We start from the raw sequence: 16,758 nt of genomic DNA, 5'->3' as shown, positions 1-16,758 counted from the left end.
CGCCAGGCCGCGCCAGGGGTCAGGCGTCCGCGTCGCCCGGCGGCGGTGCGGCGACGAGGCGCACGACGGCGTCGCGCAGCCACGCGCGGTACCGCTCGCGCGACCAGCCCGCACCGGCCGCGAAGTGCGTCCAGCCCTCCGGCGCGAGGAGGTAGGACAGGGTCTCGGCGGCCTCGTCCCGCGGCGCGCGCAGCCGGAACCCGTGGTCCGCGAGCACGTCGACGCTCGCGCGCAGGTCCGCGCGACGGCGGTCGAGGAGCGCCGCGAGCTCGGCGGCGACGGCCTCGTCGGAGCGGGCCGCCGACGTGAACGCCGACCACAGGGCCGCGACGCGCTCGTTCGCCGCCGCCACGAGCGCGACGAGCCCGTCGAGGAAGGCCTCGGGGTCGGTGGTCCCGGCGACGGCGCGGCCCTCGGGCCGGGCGGCGAGCGACTCCTGGCCCTCGGACCCCGCGAACGTCACCTCGAAGGCCGCGAGGAGCAGGGCGCGCTTGGGCCCGTGCGCCTTGACGGTCTCGAGCGACACGCCCGCCCGCTCGGCGACGCGCGCGAGGGTCGTGCGCTCGTAGCCGCGCTCGGTGAGCTCCTCGGCCGCTGCGCGCACGACGCGCTCGCGGGTGCGCGCGGCCTGCTCGGCGCGGAGGTCGGACGTGTAGGCGCGGGGGACCACTATTGACTACCCCTCTAGGGTGATGAATACTCCTAACGGTTACCGATCTTCTCACACGCCGCCTCCCCCTCGGCGTCCTCGCGCGGACGGCCCGGTCCCCGCGCCCTTCCCGTCCGACCGGCGCGTCCCGCGCCGCCCGAGAGAGGCACACCGATGGCCACCGTCCTGCTCTGCTCCACCCCCGTGCACGCTCACGTCACCCCGCTGCTCGCGGTCACGCGCGCGCTCGTCGCGCACGGCCACGAGGTCCGGTTTCTCACCGGCGCACGCTTCGCCGCGGCCGTGGAGGCGGCCGGCGCCGAGCACGTGCCGCTGCCCGCCGCCGCCGACTTCGACGACCGCGACCTCGCGGCCGCCTTCCCGGGCCGCGCGGGCCGCACCGGTCTCGACGCGATCCGGCACGACATGCTCGAGATCTTCGTCCGGCCGGGCGCCGCGCAGCACCGCGCCGTCGTCGACGCCCTCTCCGCGCGCCCGGCCGACGTCGTGCTCGTCGAGCCCCTGTTCCTCGGCGCGATGGCGCTCGTCGCCACCCCGGCCGACCGGCGCCCTCCCGTGCTCGCGCTGGGCATCTTCCCGCTCGGGCTGAAGAGCGACCTCACCGCACCGTTCGGCCTCGGCGTGCTGCCCGCGCGCGGGCCGCTCGGGGTGCTGCGCAACCGAGCGCTGCACCGGTTCGTCGAGGGGGTCGCGTTCGCCGCGCCGCAGCGCGCCGCGCAGGAGATGGTGCGCGCGACCGGCGCCACCCCCAGCGACACCTTCTTCCTGGGCTGGCCCGCCGACGCGGACGCCGTCGTGCAGCTCACCGTCCCCGAGCTCGAGTACCCGCGGCCCGACGTCGTCACGCCCGTCCGGTTCGTCGGCCCGCCGCGACCCGCCGCCGCGCACGGCGACCTCCCCGCCTGGTGGGACGACCTCGGCACGCGCCGCCCCGTCGTCCACGTCACGCAGGGCACGGTCGCGAACGAGGACCCGCACCAGCTCCTCGTCCCGACCCTGCGCGCGCTCGCGGACGAGGACGTGCTCGTCGTCGCCGCCACCGGCGGGCGGCCCGTCGAGACGCTCGGCACGCTGCCCGCCAACGCGCGCGCCGCCGAGTACCTCCCGTACGACGCGCTGCTCCCGCGCACGTCGGTCCTCGTGACGAACGGCGGCTACGGCGGCGTGCACCACGCGCTGCGGCACGGCGTGCCCGTCGTCGTCGCCGGGAAGACGGAGGACAAGGCGGAGGTCGCGGCCCGCGTCGCGTGGACCGGGACGGGCGTACGGCTGCGGACCAGCACGCCGCGACCCGCCCAGATACGACGCGCGGTGCGCCGCCTGCTCGACGACCCCGCGTACACCCGGGCCGCCGCGCGCCTCGGCGAGCGCATCGCCGTCGCGCCGGGGGAGGACGGCGTCGTCGCGGTCGTGGAGGAGGTCGTCGCCCGGCGCGCCGCGCCCCGTGCCGCACGCTGACGGGGGAGGAGGATCGGGGGATGCCCAGCGACCTGCTCATGCGCATCCATGGCCCCGAGTTCCGCGCCATGTCCGAGCGCGTGCTGGAGGCGACCGCGCTCACCTCGCGGCTCAACGTGCTCCCGTTCGACGACGAGGACGGCAGGGCCCGGCTCCTCGAGCAGATCCTCGGGCGGCCGCTGCCCCCGCGCACGACGATCTACCCGCCGTTCTTCACCGACCACGGCCTGCACCTCGACCTCGGTGAGCGGGTCTTCGTCAACCAGAACTGCACGTTCCTCGACTACGCCGGCATCCGGCTCGCCGACCGCGTGCTGGTCGCACCGCGGGTCACGTTCGTCACCGTCGGGCACCCCGTCGACACCGACGACCGCAAGGTCTGGCTCACCGGCGGCCCGATCGACGTCCACGAGAACGTGTGGATCGGCGCGGGCGCGACCATCCTGCCCGGCGTGACCATCGGTCGCGACGCCGTCGTCGCCGCGGGCGCCGTCGTCACCGACGACGTCCCGCCGCGCAGCCTCGTGACCGGGCCGCGGGCGGACGTCCGCCGCACCTGGTGAGGGGCCGCCGGCTCAGCACTCGACCACGTTGACCGCAAGGCCGCCCGTCGAGGTCTCCTTGTACTTGGTCGACATGTCGACGCCCGTCTGGCGCATGGTCTCGATGACGGTGTCCAGCGAGACGACGTGCGAGCCGTCGCCCTGGAGCGCGAGGCGCGCGGCGGAGACGGCGGTGCACGCGGCGATGGCGTTGCGCTCGATGCACGGGACCTGGACGAGCCCCCCGACGGGGTCGCACGTGAGGCCGAGGTTGTGCTCCATCGCGATCTCGGCCGCGTTCTCGACCTGGGCGGGCGTCCCGCCGAGCACCGCGCAGACGGCGCCGGCGGCCATGGAGCAGGCCGACCCGACCTCGCCCTGGCACCCGGCCTCCGCGCCGGAGATGGACGCGTTGCGCTTGTACAGCGCGCCGATGGCGGCGGCGGTGAGCAGGTACGTGCGCATCGCCCGACGACGGCGGGCCGGGTCGGCGGCGACGTCCGGGTGCGTGCGCAGGAAGTGCCGCCCGACGGCCGGGATGATCCCGGCGGCGCCGTTCGTCGGGGCGGTCACGACGCGCCGCCCGTCGGCGTTCTCCTCGTTGACGGCCATCGCGAAGGCCTGGAGCCACTCGATCGTCGTGTCGGCGCCGCGCTCGTCGGCCAGCTCGAGGCGCTCGCGCTGCGCGCGGGCCCGACGCCGGACCTTGAGCCGCCCGGGCAGGACGCCGTCGCGCTCCAGCCCGGCGTCGACGCACGCGCTCATCGTGTCCCAGATGCGGTCGACGCCCGCCTCGACCTCGGCGACCGGGCGCAGGGCGGTCTCGTTGGCCCACGCGACCGCGGCGATGGACGTCCGCTCGCGCTCGCACACCGCGAGGAGCTCGGCCGCGTTGGCGAACGGGAACGGCACGCCGGCCGGCTCGGTCCGCGGGTCGATCGCCTCGCCCGCGAGCTCGGCCCCGACCTGGGCGGCCTCGTTCGCGGCCGCTGCCTCGAGCTCGGCCGCGGTGAGGACGAACCCGCCGCCGACGGAGTAGTACGCCTCCTCGGCGACCGTCGTGCCGTCGGCGTCGAGCGCGGTGAAGCGCATCCCGTTGGGGTGACCGGGCATGCGCGTCAGCGGCGCGAGGCGCACGTCGTCGCTGGTCATGGTGATGCGGTGGCGGCCCAGGAGCGTGACGGGCGCGCCGTCGCCGAGCTTCTCCCACGACCCGGGCACGCGCGCCGGGTCGCACGTCTCGGGGTCGAGGCCGAGCAGCCCCGCGACGACGGCGTCCGGCGTCCCGTGGCCGACGCCCGTCGCGCCGAGCGAGCCGCACAGCACGACCCGCAGCCCGGCCACGGTGCCGAGCGTGTCGTCCGCGGCCAGGGTCGTGACGAACGCCTTCGCCGCGCGCATCGGCCCGACGGTGTGCGAGCTCGACGGGCCGACGCCGACGGAGAACAGGTCGAGGACCGAGACGTAGGCGCTCATGCCCACCATGGTCGCACCTCGTCCACGATGCGGGCGGATTTTGCTATAGCGAATCGGTCACGAGCCCGCGGGCTCAGTCCGGCTCAGGACGACCGGGCAGGTCGCGAGGTGGTCGTCCACCAGGCCGCACGCCTGCATGGCCGCGTACGCCGTCGTGGGCCCGACGAACCGGAAGCCGTGCTTCTTGAGCGCCTTCGACAGGGCGACCGACTCCGGGCTCGTGCTCGGGACGTCGCCCCACGTGGCGGGCCGGCCGGAGCGCGCGGGCGGCGCGAACGACCACACCAGCTCGTCGAGCGAGCCACCGCCGGCCTGCAGCGCGAGGAGCGCCCGCGCGTTGTCGATCGTCGCCGTGATCTTCTGGCGGTTGCGGATGATGCGGGCGTCCGCCAGGAGCCGCTCGACGTCGGGCTCGTCGAACGCCGCGACCGCCTCGGGCTCGAACCCCGCGAACACCTCGCGGAAGGCCGGTCGCTTGCGCAGCACCGTGATCCAGGACAGCCCGGACTGGAAGCCCTCGAGGACCAGGCGCTCGAACAGCGCGGTGTCCCCGTGCACCGGCACCCCCCACTCGGTGTCGTGGTACTCCTCGTAGAGCGTGTCCCCGTCGCCGAAGCAGCGGGCGCCGGGGCGCGGCGCGGGCGGCGCGTCGTCGGGCACGGCGAGCGGGGTGGACGCGTCGGTCTCGGTCGTCATGCGCCCCACTCTGCCGCCTCCCGCCGACAGTCACGCGGCCCCTGTGGACGGCGCGCGTCCGGGCGCGCGCGCCGAGGAACCTGTGGTCAGGCGTCAGCCGGGGGCAGCGCGACCTCGGCGATCGCGCGCAGCGCGTCGAGGTGCGCGCGCAGAGCGGCGGCGCCGGTGGGCGTGAGGCGCACCCAGGTGCGCGTGCGTCGTCCGGCACGCTCCTTGCTGATCTCGACGTACCCGGCGTCCTCGAGCACCGTGAGCTGCTTCGACAGGGTCGAGTCGGACAGCTCGATGGTGTCGCGCAGGGTCCGGAAGTCCGCCTTCTCGACGCCCGAGAGCGCGGCGACGACGGAGAGGCGCACGGGGGAGTGGATCACCTCGTCGAGCGTGTGGCGCGGGTGGTGGTCGACGGCGGAGCCGTCGCCCGCGGTGGGACGGTGCGTCGTCACGCCGTCACCGCCGCGTCCCGCCGGGCGGGCCGCCACGCCGCGACGAGCAGCGGGACGGCGCTCACGAGAGCCGCGGGCACCCAGTACGCCACGGAGCCGGGCCACACCACCAGCCCGGCGACGAGCACGGCCCCGTAGACCACGGCCCAGGACACGGCGCCGACGGCGATCCGGCGTCGCGTGCCGACGGCCAGGGCACCCTGCCGGGCGGCCCACGTGGCGCCGACGGTGACGAGCGCGACCCAGGCAGCCATCCCGGCGACGAAGCCGACGCGCCCGCCGAGCCCGATCGCGAGCACCAGCCCGACGCTCGCGACGGCCCACCCCGTGAGGTAGAGCCGGACCCACCGCCACCCGCGCGCCCGGGTGGCGGTGGCGAGGCGGTCGGCACGGTCGAGAGCGGCTGCCGCGTCGAGGGGTGCGGTGCGGGTCGTGTCGTCGGTGCTCATGGGTGCCATCGAAGCATCTACTTTCCATCATGGCAAGTGGTTTCCATGGGGACCTCTCCCTATCGTGCACGTCACCGGTCCCGTGCACACTGGTCCCGGCCGTGCCCCGCCCCGGGCCGCACGACGCCGTCGTCCCGAACGCCGTCCCCGAGGAGCACCCATGTCCGACGCCCTGGCCGCGCTCGCCGCCGCCGTCGCGGCAGCGCCCACGAGCGCGCCCCTGCGCGTGCACTACGCGAGCCTCCTGCTCGCCGCGGGGCGTCCCGTCGAGGCGCTCGAGCAGGCGAGCGCCGGGCTGCGGATCGACCCCGCCGACGGCGAGGCGCTGCGGCTCGTGCAGGAGGCGGCCGCGTCCGCCGCGGCGGCGTCGCGACCGGCGGGCGCCGCGCCCGGGCAGGCGCCGGGGGACCCCGCGCCGTCCGGCGACCCTGCGCCGTCCGGCGACCCTGCGCCGTCCGACCACCCGGCGCCGCCGGACCACCCAGGGCAGGGCGCTCCCGCCGGGCCGGGGAGCCCGGCGTCGGGCATCGACTGGGACCGGCTGGAGGACGAGCTCGACGTGCGCGTCCCGCCGCCCTTCGTCGAGGAGCCTGCGGTCGGCCCCACGGGCCCCGCCCCCGCCGACCCGAGCCCGGCACCCGAGCAGGGCCACACCGCCCCCGCACCCGGGGGCGGGCAGCCGTTCCTCGTGCCTGCGCGCGACGACGCTCCCGACGACGGGTCGGGCCTGCTCGAGGTCTCGCGCGAGACGGTGACGCTCGCGGACGTCGGCGGACTGGAGCCGGTGAAGAAGCGCATCCGCGAGGCCTTCTTGGAGCCGATGCGCCACCAGGCCATCGCGCAGGCGTTCGGCAAGTCGCTGCGCGGCGGCCTGCTGCTCTACGGGCCGCCCGGCACCGGCAAGACGTACATGGCGCGCGCGGTCGCGGGCGAGCTCGGCGCGCGGTTCCTCACGGTGACGCTCGCGGACATCCTCGACAAGTACATCGGGGAGAGCGAGCAGAACCTCCACGCCCTGTTCCAGCGGGCGCGGCAGCTCGCGCCGGCCGTCCTGTTCCTCGACGAGGTCGACGCGATCGGCGGCAGGCGCGCGCAGTACTCCGGCTCGTCGGGCATGCGGACGGTCGTCAACCAGCTCCTCCAGGAGATGGACGGCATCGGCTCCGACAACGACGGCCTGTTCGTGCTCGGCGCGACCAATCACCCGTGGGACGTCGACACCGCGCTCCTGCGCCCGGGCCGGTTCGACCGCGTCGTGCTCGTCCTGCCGCCCGACGAGCCCGCGCGCGAGGCCATCCTGCGCCACCACCTCGCGGGGCGGCCCGTCGCCGGGATCGACCTGGGCGCCGTCGTGCGGCGCACCGAAGGGTTCTCCGGCGCGGACCTGGAGCACCTGGCGGCCACGGCGGCCGAGAAGGCGATGATGGACTCGATCGCGTCCGGCCAGGTGCGACCCGTCACGATGGCCGACATGGAGTCGGCGCTCGCGGACGTGCGGCCGTCCACGACGGCGTGGCTCCAGTCCGCGCGCAACGTCGTGACGTTCGCGAACAATGACGGCCGCTACGACGAGCTCGCCGCGTACCTGCGCGCGCGGCGCATGCTCTGAGACGGCGAGGCTGCCGACGGTGACCACGACCACCGACCCGCGCGCCGTCGGCGCGCGCGTCGAGATGCTCGTCCAGATGGGGCGGCCCGAGCGCGCGCTCGACGAGGTCGACGAGGCGCTCGCGACCGTCCCCGACGACCCGCGGCTCCTCCTCGCCGCCGCGTGGGTGCGGCTGCACCTCCAGCGCTCCGCCGACGCGCTGCCCCTCCTGGAGCAGGTGGTCGCCGCCCAGCCCGCGGCCGATGGCGCGCTCTACCTGCTGTCGGTCGCGCGCCAGAACACCGGTGACGTCCCGGGCGCGCGCGACGCCGCACGCCGCGCGCTCGAGCTCGACCCCGACGACGCGCGGTACCACCTCCAGCTCGCCGACGCCCTCCTCTCGGGGCGCGTGCGCGGCGCCGACCGGCGGCTCGCGCGCGAGCGCATCGCCTCGGCGCTCGAGCTCGCACCCGAGGCCCCGGACCGGCTCGCGCAGGCCGCCCGCCTGTGGTCGCGCCTCGGGGACGACGACCGGGCGCGCGCCCTGGTGCGGCAGGGGCTCGCCGTCGCGCCGGAGCACGAGGACCTCCTCTACCTCGACGCGGCCCTCGCGCTCGACGCGAGCCGCAGCGCCCAGGGGTACAGCGGCGTCCTCGCCATGAACCCCGAGCACGCCGAGGCCGGGTACCTGCTGCACCTCAGCGTGTGGCAGCAGGTGCTGCGGCTCGTCGAGATGCCGGTCCTGCTCGTCGGGGCGGTCGCCCTCGTCGTCGCCTTCGCGATGAGCGACGCCCACGTGGGCAGCGTGCCGGTCTGGGGGGTCGTCGTGCTCCTGTGGACGGGCGTGACCGCGCTGCGCGTCCTGCCCGTCCTGCTCCAGGTCCCGCGCGGGCTGCTGCGCCGCACCCTGCGCCGGACCCCGTTCCGCGGCGGCACCGTCGTGGCGATCGCCGTCGGGTGGGCGGGCGTCCTCGCGGGCCTCGCCCTGCTCTACGTCGTGCGCGACGCCGTCGCCGTCCGCTGGTTCCTCGTCGGGCTCGGGGTGGTGCTCGCCCTGACGACCGTGACCTCGGCCGTGCTGCACGCGGCGATGTTCACGCAGGCGCGCGAGCTCGGGTACCTGCCGCCCGGGACGGCGGGAGCCGCGCGGATCGCGGCCCTGCGCGCGAGCCTGCGGGGCGCGGTCGTGCGCCGCGTCGTCGTCCTCGGGATCGTCGCGGTCGTCGTCGGGAGCATCGGCCCGGGCGCGGTCGCGCGCGAGGACGCCCGGCCCGTGGCGGCGCTGGCCGCGGTGGCGTACGTGCTGCCGCTCGTCGTCGGGACGTGGGCCGCGTGGCGCGTCGCGGCCCGGCAGCGCGCGGTGTCCGACGAGCGCCCGCCCGTGAGCACGGCCGCCGCGGTCCGCGCGGGGCTGGGCGGCGCCGTCCTCGTCCTCGCCACGGTCCTGCTGCTGCTCGCCGAGGCGGCCGCGCTCGCCGCGCTGCCCGTCGCCCCCGACGAGCACGACGCCGACGGTCGCTACGTCCAGGAGGAGCGCGCCCCGCGCGACCCGGGCTCGGCGGTGCAGGAGTGCACCGGGCGCCCCGCCGCGCGCCTCGCGTGCCTCCAGGAGAACGACCGGGTCCGCCAGGAGGAGCTCCAGGAGCGGATGGGCGAGCTCGACGTCCCGACGATCGACGTCCCCACGTTCGACGTGCCGGACCTCCCGGATCTCTCGGATCTCCAGGCGCCGGGCTCCACGGGGCAGCAGGCGCCCTGATCCCGGCGCGCCGGGCGGTGCCGGGCCCGCGGCCGTGCGGGTGACCGCGGGCGGTGCGACCGTGGCCGCGTGGCAGGACTCGTGGAGACGCTCTCTCGACCCGTCGGCGCGGCGCTCGCGGCCATGACCGGCACGGTCGCGCGCGTGCGCGAGGGCCGCCCGATGCACGCGCGCGGGGTCGTGCTCCGCGGCACGCTCGTCGTCGCGGAGGACGAGGCGGGCGCGGCCAGCGTCCCGCAGGGCCGCACGCCCGTCACGGTGCGCGTGTCCCTCGGGGTCGGCCTCCCGCGCGGGCTCCCGGACGTCGTCGGGATCGCCGTGCGCTGGACCGACGACGGCGTGCCCCAGGACGTCCTGTTCGCCTCCTCGGGGAGGGGGCGGCTCACGCGCTTCCTCCTCGTGCCGCGCCGTGCGCTCCTGGGCGGGTGGCTGTCGACGCTCATGCCGCTGCGGTCGCCGCACGGTCCCTGCGTGCTCGCCCTGCGGCCCGACCACGACGCGACGCGGGTCGTCGGCACGCCGGTGCTGGAGGTGCTCGAGGCGACCCCGCTCGGCGTCTGGCACCGGTTCGGCGCGATCGAGCTGCACGGCCCCGAGACGGGTTCCGCGCACGACGGCGACGACCCCGAGATCCGTTTCGACCCCACCGGTCACGCGCCGCACCACCTCGGCACGTACGGCTGGGAGGACGCGCTGCGCGCTCGCGGCTACGCGGCAGCGCGCCGCGGCGGCGGGCCGGAACCCGGTAGCGAGAGAAGGGCGGCGGCCCCGGAGTCCTGTCCACCGGGACCGCCGCCCGCGAGGGCGGCGCCGTCGACGTGAGGCCGCCCCCGAGTCGAGGGCCGGGCGGCGAGAGCGCCGCCCGGCCGTGCGCGCCGGTCCGTCAGACCGCCGCGAGCCGACGGCGCAGCCCGAGCCCGACGCCCGCGACGCCCGCGAGCACGGACCCGCCGACCAGCGCCGACATGCCGAGCGACACCCGTCCGACGGGGCTGTTCTCGACGCTGTCCTTGAGCTCCGTCGTGCCGTCGGAGAGGGTGCTCGTGCCGTCCGCGAGCGTGGCCGCGCCGTCGGCGATGCGGGTGCTGCCGTCGTGCAGGTCGGACGCGCCGTCGGCGAGGGTCGTCGTGCCGGCGTGCAGCGTCGCGGAGCCCTCGGCCAGCGCCGCGTTGCCCGCGGCGAGGGTCGTCGCGCCCGTCGAGAGGGTCGTGAGCCCGCTCTGCAGGCGCAGCGTCCCGTCCTCCAGCCGCGTGGTCCCGGCGAACAGGTCGCCCGCGCCCGTGCGCAGCCGCACCGTGCCGGCGGAGAGGTCGCTCGCGCCCGTCGCGGCCTTCGCCGTCCCGGCCTTGAGGTCGGCGGCGCCGGACGCGAGCTCCGACGCGCCTGCGGCGAGCTCGGAGGTCTTGGTGGCGAGCTGGGCGTTGCCGCCGGCGACCCGGGAGGCGCCGTCGGCCAGGCGAGCCGTGCCCTCGGCGAGCGCTGCCGAGGCGTCGGCGGCGTCGGTGTTCCCGGCGGCGAGACGGGCGGCGCCGTCTGCCGACGCCGCGTTCCCGGCGGCCAAGGTCGTCGCGCCGCCCGACACCTTCGCGGCGCCGTCGGCGAGGGCGCGGGTCGCCCCGGCGAGCGAGGCGTTGCCGGCCGAGACCGTGCTCGCGCCAGCAGCGAGAGCGTCGGCCCCTCCGGAGAGCTGCGCCGTCCCGGCGGCGAGGCTCTGTGCCCCGCCGGAGACTGCGGCGGCGCCGGTGGCGAGCCCGGCCGCGCCCTCCGCGAGCCGCGTCGCGCCCGCGTCCGCCTCCTGGGCGCCGGTGGACACCCGTGCGGCTCCGGTGCTGAGGTCCCGAAGACCCGCCTCGAGCCGGGCCGCTCCCGCCGCGGCGCCGGAGTCGCCCGCGAGCCCGTCGCGCAGGGCGGACGCGCCGGCGACGAGCCCTCCTGCGCCGGCGTCGACCCGCGCCGCGCCGTCGCGCACCGAGCCCGCCGCGCCCGCGAGCGCGTCGAGCTTCGCCTTGAGGGCCGGGTCGTCGGTCGCCGCGGCCAGCCCCTGGAGCTGTGCGGCGAGGGAGTCCGCTCCCGCGTGGACCTGGTCGGCGCCCTCGGCCACGGAACGCGTCCCGTCGGCCAGGCGGACGGCGCCGTCGCGAGCCGTGGACAGTCCCGCCGCGAGTCCGGTCGCGCCGTCCCGGAGCTGGACGGACGCCGCCGCGACCTGCTGCGCGCCCGGCGCCAGGAGCGCCGTGCCGGCCTGCAACGAGCTCGCTCCGGCGGACAGCTGCTCGGCGCCCGCCGCGACCGTCGCCGCGCCCGGTGCGAGCGAGCCGGCGCCCCGGGCGGTGGCGGCGACGCCGTCGCGCAGGGTCGACGCGCCCGCCGAGACGCTGCTCGCCCCGGTTGCGAGATCGCGCGCGCCGGACGCGGCGCCGGTGAGGCCCGTGGTGACCGTCGACGCGCCGTCCGCGACGGTGCTCGCCCCGACGGCGAGCCGTGCCGTGCCGTCGGCGAGGTCGGACGCGCCGGTGGCGAGCGCCGAGGTGCCCTCGGCGAGCAGCCCGGCACCCTGCGCGGCCGTCGCGTTCCCGGCGAAGAGCTCGGCCGCGCCGTCCTTCAGGGTGCCCGCACCCGCCGCGATCTGGGACGCGCCGTCGGCGGCACGGGCGTTCCCCGCGGCGAGGCGTGCCGCCCCGGAGTCGAGGTCCTTGCTGCCCGCGGCGAGCCGGGCCGCGCCGCTCGCGGCGTCGCCCGCCCCGGCGGCGAGGCGTGCCGCCCCGGCGTTGAGCTCGTCCGCCCCGGCGGCGAGCTCGGTCGCGCCGTCCAGCGCGGTGGCGCCGCCCGTGGCGAGCTGGGTGGCGCCGTCGGACGCCTTCCGCGCCCCGGCGGAGAGGTCGCCCGCGCCGGCCTCGAGGTCGCCCGCGCCGGCGGCGAGACGCTGCGCGCCGGCCTGGGCCTCGGTCGTGCCGTCGGCGAGGGTCGCGGCGCCCGCGTCGAGCTCGGCGGCGCCGTCGTCGAGGCGGGTCGCGCCGTCGGCGACCTTGCCGTTGTACACGAGGAGGAACGCGACCAGGCCGGCGACCGCGAGGGCCAGCACGGCGAGCGCGACGGAGGTGAGGACCGTGTGCGTGCGTGACGGTCGGAGAGCGTGCTGCGTCATCTGTCGTCCTTCCTCACGCCCGGCGTCGTCGCGGGGCGGTCGGCACGAGGGGAGAGCTGCGGGAGAGGCGGGTACCGGTCTGCTCGGCGCGGGAGTGCGCCGGTGCGCCCGCCACCGTTGGCGGGACGTGGAGTAGCAGGTAGATCCCCAGCGACGCTAGCAACGCCCCGGACACCACGGACAGCGAGTACTAGGTACTTTCGCCGTCACGATTCGGTCACGGGCCCGAAGTATCAGGTACTCCGTGCGCGAGTCCGTCGCTCGGAGCAACGGCCGCCCGTCCGGGGCGCCGGAGACGAGCTCGAGCGCTGCCGTCCGGAGCGGGAGCCGCGCCGCTCCTGAGGCGATCTCGGCGCTCATCGGCGAAGGTAGGGCGGTGCTTGACGACGCGCCCGACCAGCGCGGCTCGACGGTGACGCTCCGGACGGCTGCTGGGACCGGGGCGGAGCGGGGGTCTGGCAGAAGGGGAAGAGGAACAGCACGGAGCGCAGTACGCCGACCGGCGTGTCGTCCTGCCCGGGCACGGCGCGGAAGACCGACGCCGAGCCCGGGACCACCGTCGACGGCTCCGGAGCCCGTCCGCGAGCAGGTGCGGTGATCCGGTGAGGGCGTCGTCACGCGCGGCGCGGTGGGCCGCCGGCCTCACGACCGTGGTCGTCCCGCTGACGGGGGCGGGGTGCTCGTTCCAGAGCTCCGAGGAGGGGGCCGCGGAGCAGGTGGTCACGACCTTCTTCGACCGCCTCGTCGACGGCGACGCCACGGGAGCGGGCGAGCTGCTGAGCGATCCGTCGGTCCTCAGCCCGGTCGCGCTCGACGACGCGGTCTACGCCGAGGCGGTGCGCCCCGTCGAGGCCCGCGTCACCTCCGTGACCGGGTCCGGCCCGGAGTCCTCGGTGGACGTCGAGTACCGGCTCGACGGCGAGGAGGAGACGCGCACCCTCGTGGTCGGCACGGAGACCGTCGGAGGGGAGCCGAGGGTCGCGCTCTGGTCCGACCACGGGCTCCCGGTCGTCCATCCGGGCGTCCCGGTGGAGATCGTGGTCGAGGGGTCGGGCGCGTTCGACCTCGCGACGTCGGGGCCCCTGCGGCTGCTTCCCGGGATCTACGACCTCGAGCTCGCCGGGCCGCAGGACCTCACGACGATCGATCCCGACGGCGGCGACAGCGAGCCGTTCACGGTGGAGTTCCCCGTGGACCCCGACGCGATCCAGCCTCCTCCGGGAGCGGAGCTGCGCTCGCAGATGCTGCACGTCGACCCGGTGCTCCGCGCCGAGGTGGCCACCGAGGCCGAGGCGCGCATCGACGAGCTGCTCGCCTCGTGCACCGCCGCCGGGCTCACGGGCGACGCCTGCCCGCAGAGCGTCGCGGACGGGATCTTCCGCGGGTACGCAGGGGTGGACGTGGCGTCCGCCGTCTGGGCCCAGGACGAGCCGCTCGACCTCGTGACCGGGGAGGAGTTGCGCGCGTCCGCCCCGTACACGGTGAGTGCTCGATGGCCGCAGGGCCCGCTGGAGGTCACCGTGAGGGTCGAGGGCACGGTGCTGCGTGACCCGTCCGGCGCCGTCGTCGTCGAGCTCGACTGAGGCGTCCCTCCCGCCGGGGGGTCGGTCGAACGGCGGACGGGGGCTTCGCCCGAGCGGTGTACGTGCCGACGGAAGATCGGCCAGGAGAGGGCATCGCCCGGCACCCGGGTCTCCCTAGGTTCGGTGGCGTCATCGTCACCGACCCCGAGGGGGGAGCATGATCGAAGCACGCGGCCTGACCAAGAGGTACGGGCCCAAGACCGCGGTGGACGGCATCTCGTTCACCGTGCGTCCCGGGACCGTGACCGGCTTCCTGGGCCCCAACGGCGCGGGCAAGTCCACGACCATGCGCATGATCATGGGCCTGGACCGCCCCACCGCCGGGACCGTCACCGTCAACGGGCGCCCCTACGCCCAGCACCGCTCACCGCTGACCGAGGTCGGCGCGCTGCTGGACGCCAAGGCCGTGCACACCGGCCGCTCGGCCTACAACCACCTGCTCGCGATGGCCGCCACCCACGGCATCCCGACCCAGCGCGTGGACGAGGTCATCGAGATGACCGGCCTGCAGCCGGTCGCCAAGAAGCGGGTGGGCGGCTTCTCCCTCGGCATGGGCCAGCGCCTGGGCATCGCGTCCGCGCTGCTGGGCGACCCCAAGACCCTCATCCTGGACGAGCCCGTCAACGGCCTGGACCCCGAGGGCGTGCTGTGGGTGCGCAACCTCGCGCGCTACCTCGCCTCCGAGGGCCGCACCGTCTTCCTGTCGAGCCACCTCATGAGCGAGGTCGCCCTCACCGCCGACCACATCATCGTCATCGGCAAGGGCCGCATCCTGGCGGACGCCGCCGTCGAGGACGTCGTCGACGGCGGCACCCGGCGCAGCGTCCGGGTCCGTACCCCGCACGCCACGCGGCTCGCCGAGCTGTTGACGCAGGACGGCGCGACGGTCACCTCGGACGAACCCGGCCTGCTCCAGGTGGAGGGTGCCGAGGCGCCGGGGATCGGCGAGCTCGCCGCGGCGTCGGGCGTCGTGCTCCACGAGCTCACGCCGGAGACGTCCACGCTCGAGGAGGCGTACATGCGGCTCACCGCCGACGCGGTCGAGTACCGCACCGAGCCCGCGACCGCCGCGGCCGATCCCGACGACACGGTTCGTCCCACCGCTCTCGAAGGAGCCCGACGATGACCACGGCCACGTTCTCCGCCCCGGCTCCCGCGACGACCCTCCGCACGACGGCCCGCCTCTCGTTCGGCCGCGTGCTGCGGTCGGAATGGGTCAAGTTCCGCTCCGTGCGCTCCACCTGGTGGACGATGGGCTCGACCGTGGTCGTCATGATGCTGTTCGGCGTCGTCATGGCCGCGTCCCTGAACTTCGCGGCTGACCGGCCCGAGCAGGCGGGCGAGCTCGGCAGCGTCTCGACGGTGCAGGCGCTCGTGCTCGGGTACATCTTCGCGCAGCTCGCGCTCGCGGTGCTGGGTGCGCTGAGCATGACCACCGAGTACTCCACGGGCATGATCCGGTCGACCTTCAGCGCCGTCCCCGCACGGCTCCCGGCGTTCTGGGCCAAGGTCGTCGTCGTGGCGGCGGTGTCGCTCGTCGTGGCGGTCGTCGGGCTGGCGGCGTCCTACCTGGTGACCGCGCCCCTGCTGGCGGGCAACGACCTCGTGCCCGACCTCGGCGACCGGGTCGTGCAGCGGGTGCTGCTCGCGTGCGCGGGCTACCTCACGTGCGTCGCGGTCCTGGCCGTCGCGGTGGGGGCGATCCTGCGGCACCCGGCGGGCACCATCTTCACGCTCGCCACGCTGCTCTTCGTGGTGCCGATGATCACGGAGTTCGTGCCCCACGACGGGGTCCAGGACGTCGTCCGGTTCCTGCCCATGAACCTCGGCACCGCCATGATGGCCGTCACCGCGGCGGACGCCGGCCGGGTCGAGGTCCTGACGCCCGGTGCCGCGGCCCTCGCCCTGGGGGTCTGGACCGTGGTGCCGCTCGCCGTGGCGGCCCTGCTCCTGCGGCGTCGCGACGTCTGACCGGCGTCGCGTCCGACCGGCGTCGCGGCTGACCGGCGTCGGCCGGGGTCAGTGGCGGTCGTTCGGCATGAGGGCCCACAGGACCAGGTACGCGATGACCTGGGGGCCCGGGAGCAGGATCGAGACCGCGGCGACGATGCGGACGACGGTCGGGTCCCAGCCGAACCGGCGGGCGATCCCGGCGCACACGCCGGCGATCATCCGGCCGTGGCGCGGTCGGGACAGCGTCGGGCGGTACGCGGCGGTGGAGGCGTCTGAGGTGCTCATGCCTCGACGGTACGAGCGTCCCGGGCGCCCCGGTATCCGGAGGTCCCCCGACCCGACCCTGATCCTCGGGGCGGTGACCCCGAGGGTCGGGGCTCAGCGGGCGAGGGCGGCCTGGAACGCCGCGAGCGTCCGCGGCGTCGCGAGGGCGAACGTCACGGCCGCGACGCCCGGCCCGGGGCGCGATCCGTCCCGGTCCCGGGCTGCCGCCGGGTCGGCGGGCTCGTCGAAGAGGTCGGGTGCGGACCAGCCGCGGACGGCGTCCACCGCCACGCGGGCGACCTCCTCGACGTCCCAGCCGTACGCGCCCGCGCTGATCGCGGGGAAGGCGACGGTCGTGGCGCCGAGGTCGTCCGCGACGTCGAGCGAGCGGGCGAAGCACGACGCGAGGAGCGCGGGGTCCGTCTCGCCGCGGTAGCGGTTCGGCCCGACGGTGTGCACGACCCAGCGGGCGGGGAGGTCGTAGGCGTCGGTGGCGACGGCGTCGCCCACGGGCAGGCCGTCGGGGAGGGTCGTGCGCCGGAGCCGACGGCACTCCTCCAGGAGCCGCGGCCCGGCCGCGGCGTGGATCGCGCCGTCCACCCCGCCGCCGCCCAGCAGCGACGAGTTCGCGGCGTTGACGATCGCGTCGACGTCGAGCGTCGTGATGTCGGCGAGGCGTGCGTCGAGGTCCATCGCTCCATCGTGCCCGGGGACGGGTTGCTCGCCGTCGAC

At 76.4% G+C, this 16,758-nt stretch carries 16 protein-coding genes; 8 read left to right on the top strand and 8 right to left on the bottom strand.

Going from position 1 to position 16,758, the window contains the following annotated elements; all coding sequences use genetic code 11:
- Positions 1-19: 19 nt before the first annotated feature.
- Positions 20-670, bottom strand: a complete 651-nt coding sequence (locus tag RSE42_RS18120) for a TetR/AcrR family transcriptional regulator (protein WP_232423021.1) — start codon at positions 668-670, stop codon at positions 20-22.
- A gap of 153 nt (positions 671-823) precedes the next feature.
- On the opposite strand from RSE42_RS18120, the gene RSE42_RS18115 reads away from it, so the two are divergent.
- Positions 824-2,128, top strand: a complete 1,305-nt coding sequence (locus RSE42_RS18115; protein WP_171468560.1) for a glycosyltransferase — start codon at positions 824-826, stop codon at positions 2,126-2,128.
- Between the two features lie 20 nt (positions 2,129-2,148).
- Entirely contained in the window at positions 2,149-2,691 is a 543-nt protein-coding gene (locus tag RSE42_RS18110) for a DapH/DapD/GlmU-related protein (RefSeq protein ID WP_415297463.1), read from the top strand.
- 12 nt (positions 2,692-2,703) lie between these two features.
- On the opposite strand, the gene RSE42_RS18105 is transcribed toward RSE42_RS18110, so the two are convergent.
- From RSE42_RS18105 to RSE42_RS18090, 4 genes are all read right to left on the bottom strand, one after another.
- On the bottom strand, positions 2,704-4,146 hold the full coding sequence (locus RSE42_RS18105) for an L-serine ammonia-lyase (RefSeq protein ID WP_137281271.1): 1,443 nt from the start codon (positions 4,144-4,146) through the stop codon (positions 2,704-2,706).
- 57 nt (positions 4,147-4,203) lie between these two features.
- A complete protein-coding gene (locus RSE42_RS18100; RefSeq protein WP_137281270.1) occupies positions 4,204-4,842 on the bottom strand; it encodes a DNA-3-methyladenine glycosylase I in 639 nt (212 codons plus the stop codon).
- 86 nt (positions 4,843-4,928) lie between these two features.
- A complete protein-coding gene (locus tag RSE42_RS18095) occupies positions 4,929-5,285 on the bottom strand; it encodes a winged helix-turn-helix domain-containing protein (RefSeq protein ID WP_051028494.1) in 357 nt (118 codons plus the stop codon).
- Complete coding sequence (locus RSE42_RS18090) at positions 5,282-5,734, bottom strand: hypothetical protein (protein ID WP_415297462.1); 453 nt, start codon at positions 5,732-5,734, stop codon at positions 5,282-5,284. The genes RSE42_RS18095 and RSE42_RS18090 overlap by 4 nt, the downstream gene beginning before the upstream one ends.
- Before the next feature lie 160 nt (positions 5,735-5,894).
- Between RSE42_RS18090 and RSE42_RS18085 the strand changes: the two genes are divergently transcribed.
- The 3 genes from RSE42_RS18085 (at position 5,895) to RSE42_RS18075 (ending at position 9,903) form a co-directional block, all read left to right on the top strand.
- Entirely contained in the window at positions 5,895-7,343 is a 1,449-nt protein-coding gene (locus RSE42_RS18085; protein ID WP_144679506.1) for an ATP-binding protein, read from the top strand.
- A 19-nt stretch (positions 7,344-7,362) separates the two neighbouring features.
- Positions 7,363-9,081, top strand: a complete 1,719-nt coding sequence (locus RSE42_RS18080; RefSeq protein WP_415297461.1) for a tetratricopeptide repeat protein — start codon at positions 7,363-7,365, stop codon at positions 9,079-9,081.
- A gap of 69 nt (positions 9,082-9,150) precedes the next feature.
- On the top strand, positions 9,151-9,903 hold the full coding sequence (locus tag RSE42_RS18075) for a hypothetical protein (protein WP_415297460.1): 753 nt from the start codon (positions 9,151-9,153) through the stop codon (positions 9,901-9,903).
- A gap of 61 nt (positions 9,904-9,964) precedes the next feature.
- Here the strand turns inward: RSE42_RS18075 and RSE42_RS18070 are convergent, their stop codons facing one another.
- Positions 9,965-12,226 carry a hypothetical protein gene (locus RSE42_RS18070; RefSeq protein ID WP_415297459.1) on the bottom strand — a complete coding sequence of 754 codons (2,262 nt, stop codon included), beginning with the start codon at positions 12,224-12,226 and terminating at the stop codon, positions 9,965-9,967.
- A 602-nt stretch (positions 12,227-12,828) separates the two neighbouring features.
- Here RSE42_RS18070 and RSE42_RS18065 point away from each other — a divergent pair.
- The 3 genes from RSE42_RS18065 (at position 12,829) to RSE42_RS18055 (ending at position 15,780) form a co-directional block, all read left to right on the top strand.
- On the top strand, positions 12,829-13,809 hold the full coding sequence (locus RSE42_RS18065) for a hypothetical protein (protein WP_415297458.1): 981 nt from the start codon (positions 12,829-12,831) through the stop codon (positions 13,807-13,809).
- 157 nt (positions 13,810-13,966) lie between these two features.
- Entirely contained in the window at positions 13,967-14,935 is a 969-nt protein-coding gene (locus tag RSE42_RS18060) for an ABC transporter ATP-binding protein (RefSeq protein ID WP_415297457.1), read from the top strand.
- Entirely contained in the window at positions 14,932-15,780 is an 849-nt protein-coding gene (locus tag RSE42_RS18055) for an ABC transporter permease (RefSeq protein ID WP_415297456.1), read from the top strand. Before RSE42_RS18060 ends, RSE42_RS18055 begins: the two co-directional genes overlap by 4 nt.
- Positions 15,781-15,828: 48 nt before the next feature.
- Here the strand turns inward: RSE42_RS18055 and RSE42_RS18050 are convergent, their stop codons facing one another.
- Together RSE42_RS18050 and RSE42_RS18045 are read right to left on the bottom strand one after the other, a co-directional pair.
- Positions 15,829-16,047, bottom strand: coding sequence for a PspC domain-containing protein (locus RSE42_RS18050; protein ID WP_415297455.1), 219 nt, complete (start codon positions 16,045-16,047; stop codon positions 15,829-15,831).
- A gap of 93 nt (positions 16,048-16,140) precedes the next feature.
- Positions 16,141-16,719 (bottom strand): O-acetyl-ADP-ribose deacetylase, encoded by a 579-nt coding sequence (locus RSE42_RS18045; protein ID WP_415297454.1) that lies wholly within the window; start codon positions 16,717-16,719, stop codon positions 16,141-16,143.
- Between the last annotated feature and the right edge of the window lie 39 nt (positions 16,720-16,758).

It is taken from the genome of Cellulosimicrobium sp. SJTW-1, assembly GCF_047716875.1.
GTDB lineage: Bacteria > Actinomycetota > Actinomycetes > Actinomycetales > Cellulomonadaceae > Cellulosimicrobium > Cellulosimicrobium funkei.
This window is presented reverse-complemented; position numbering and strand designations above follow the sequence as displayed.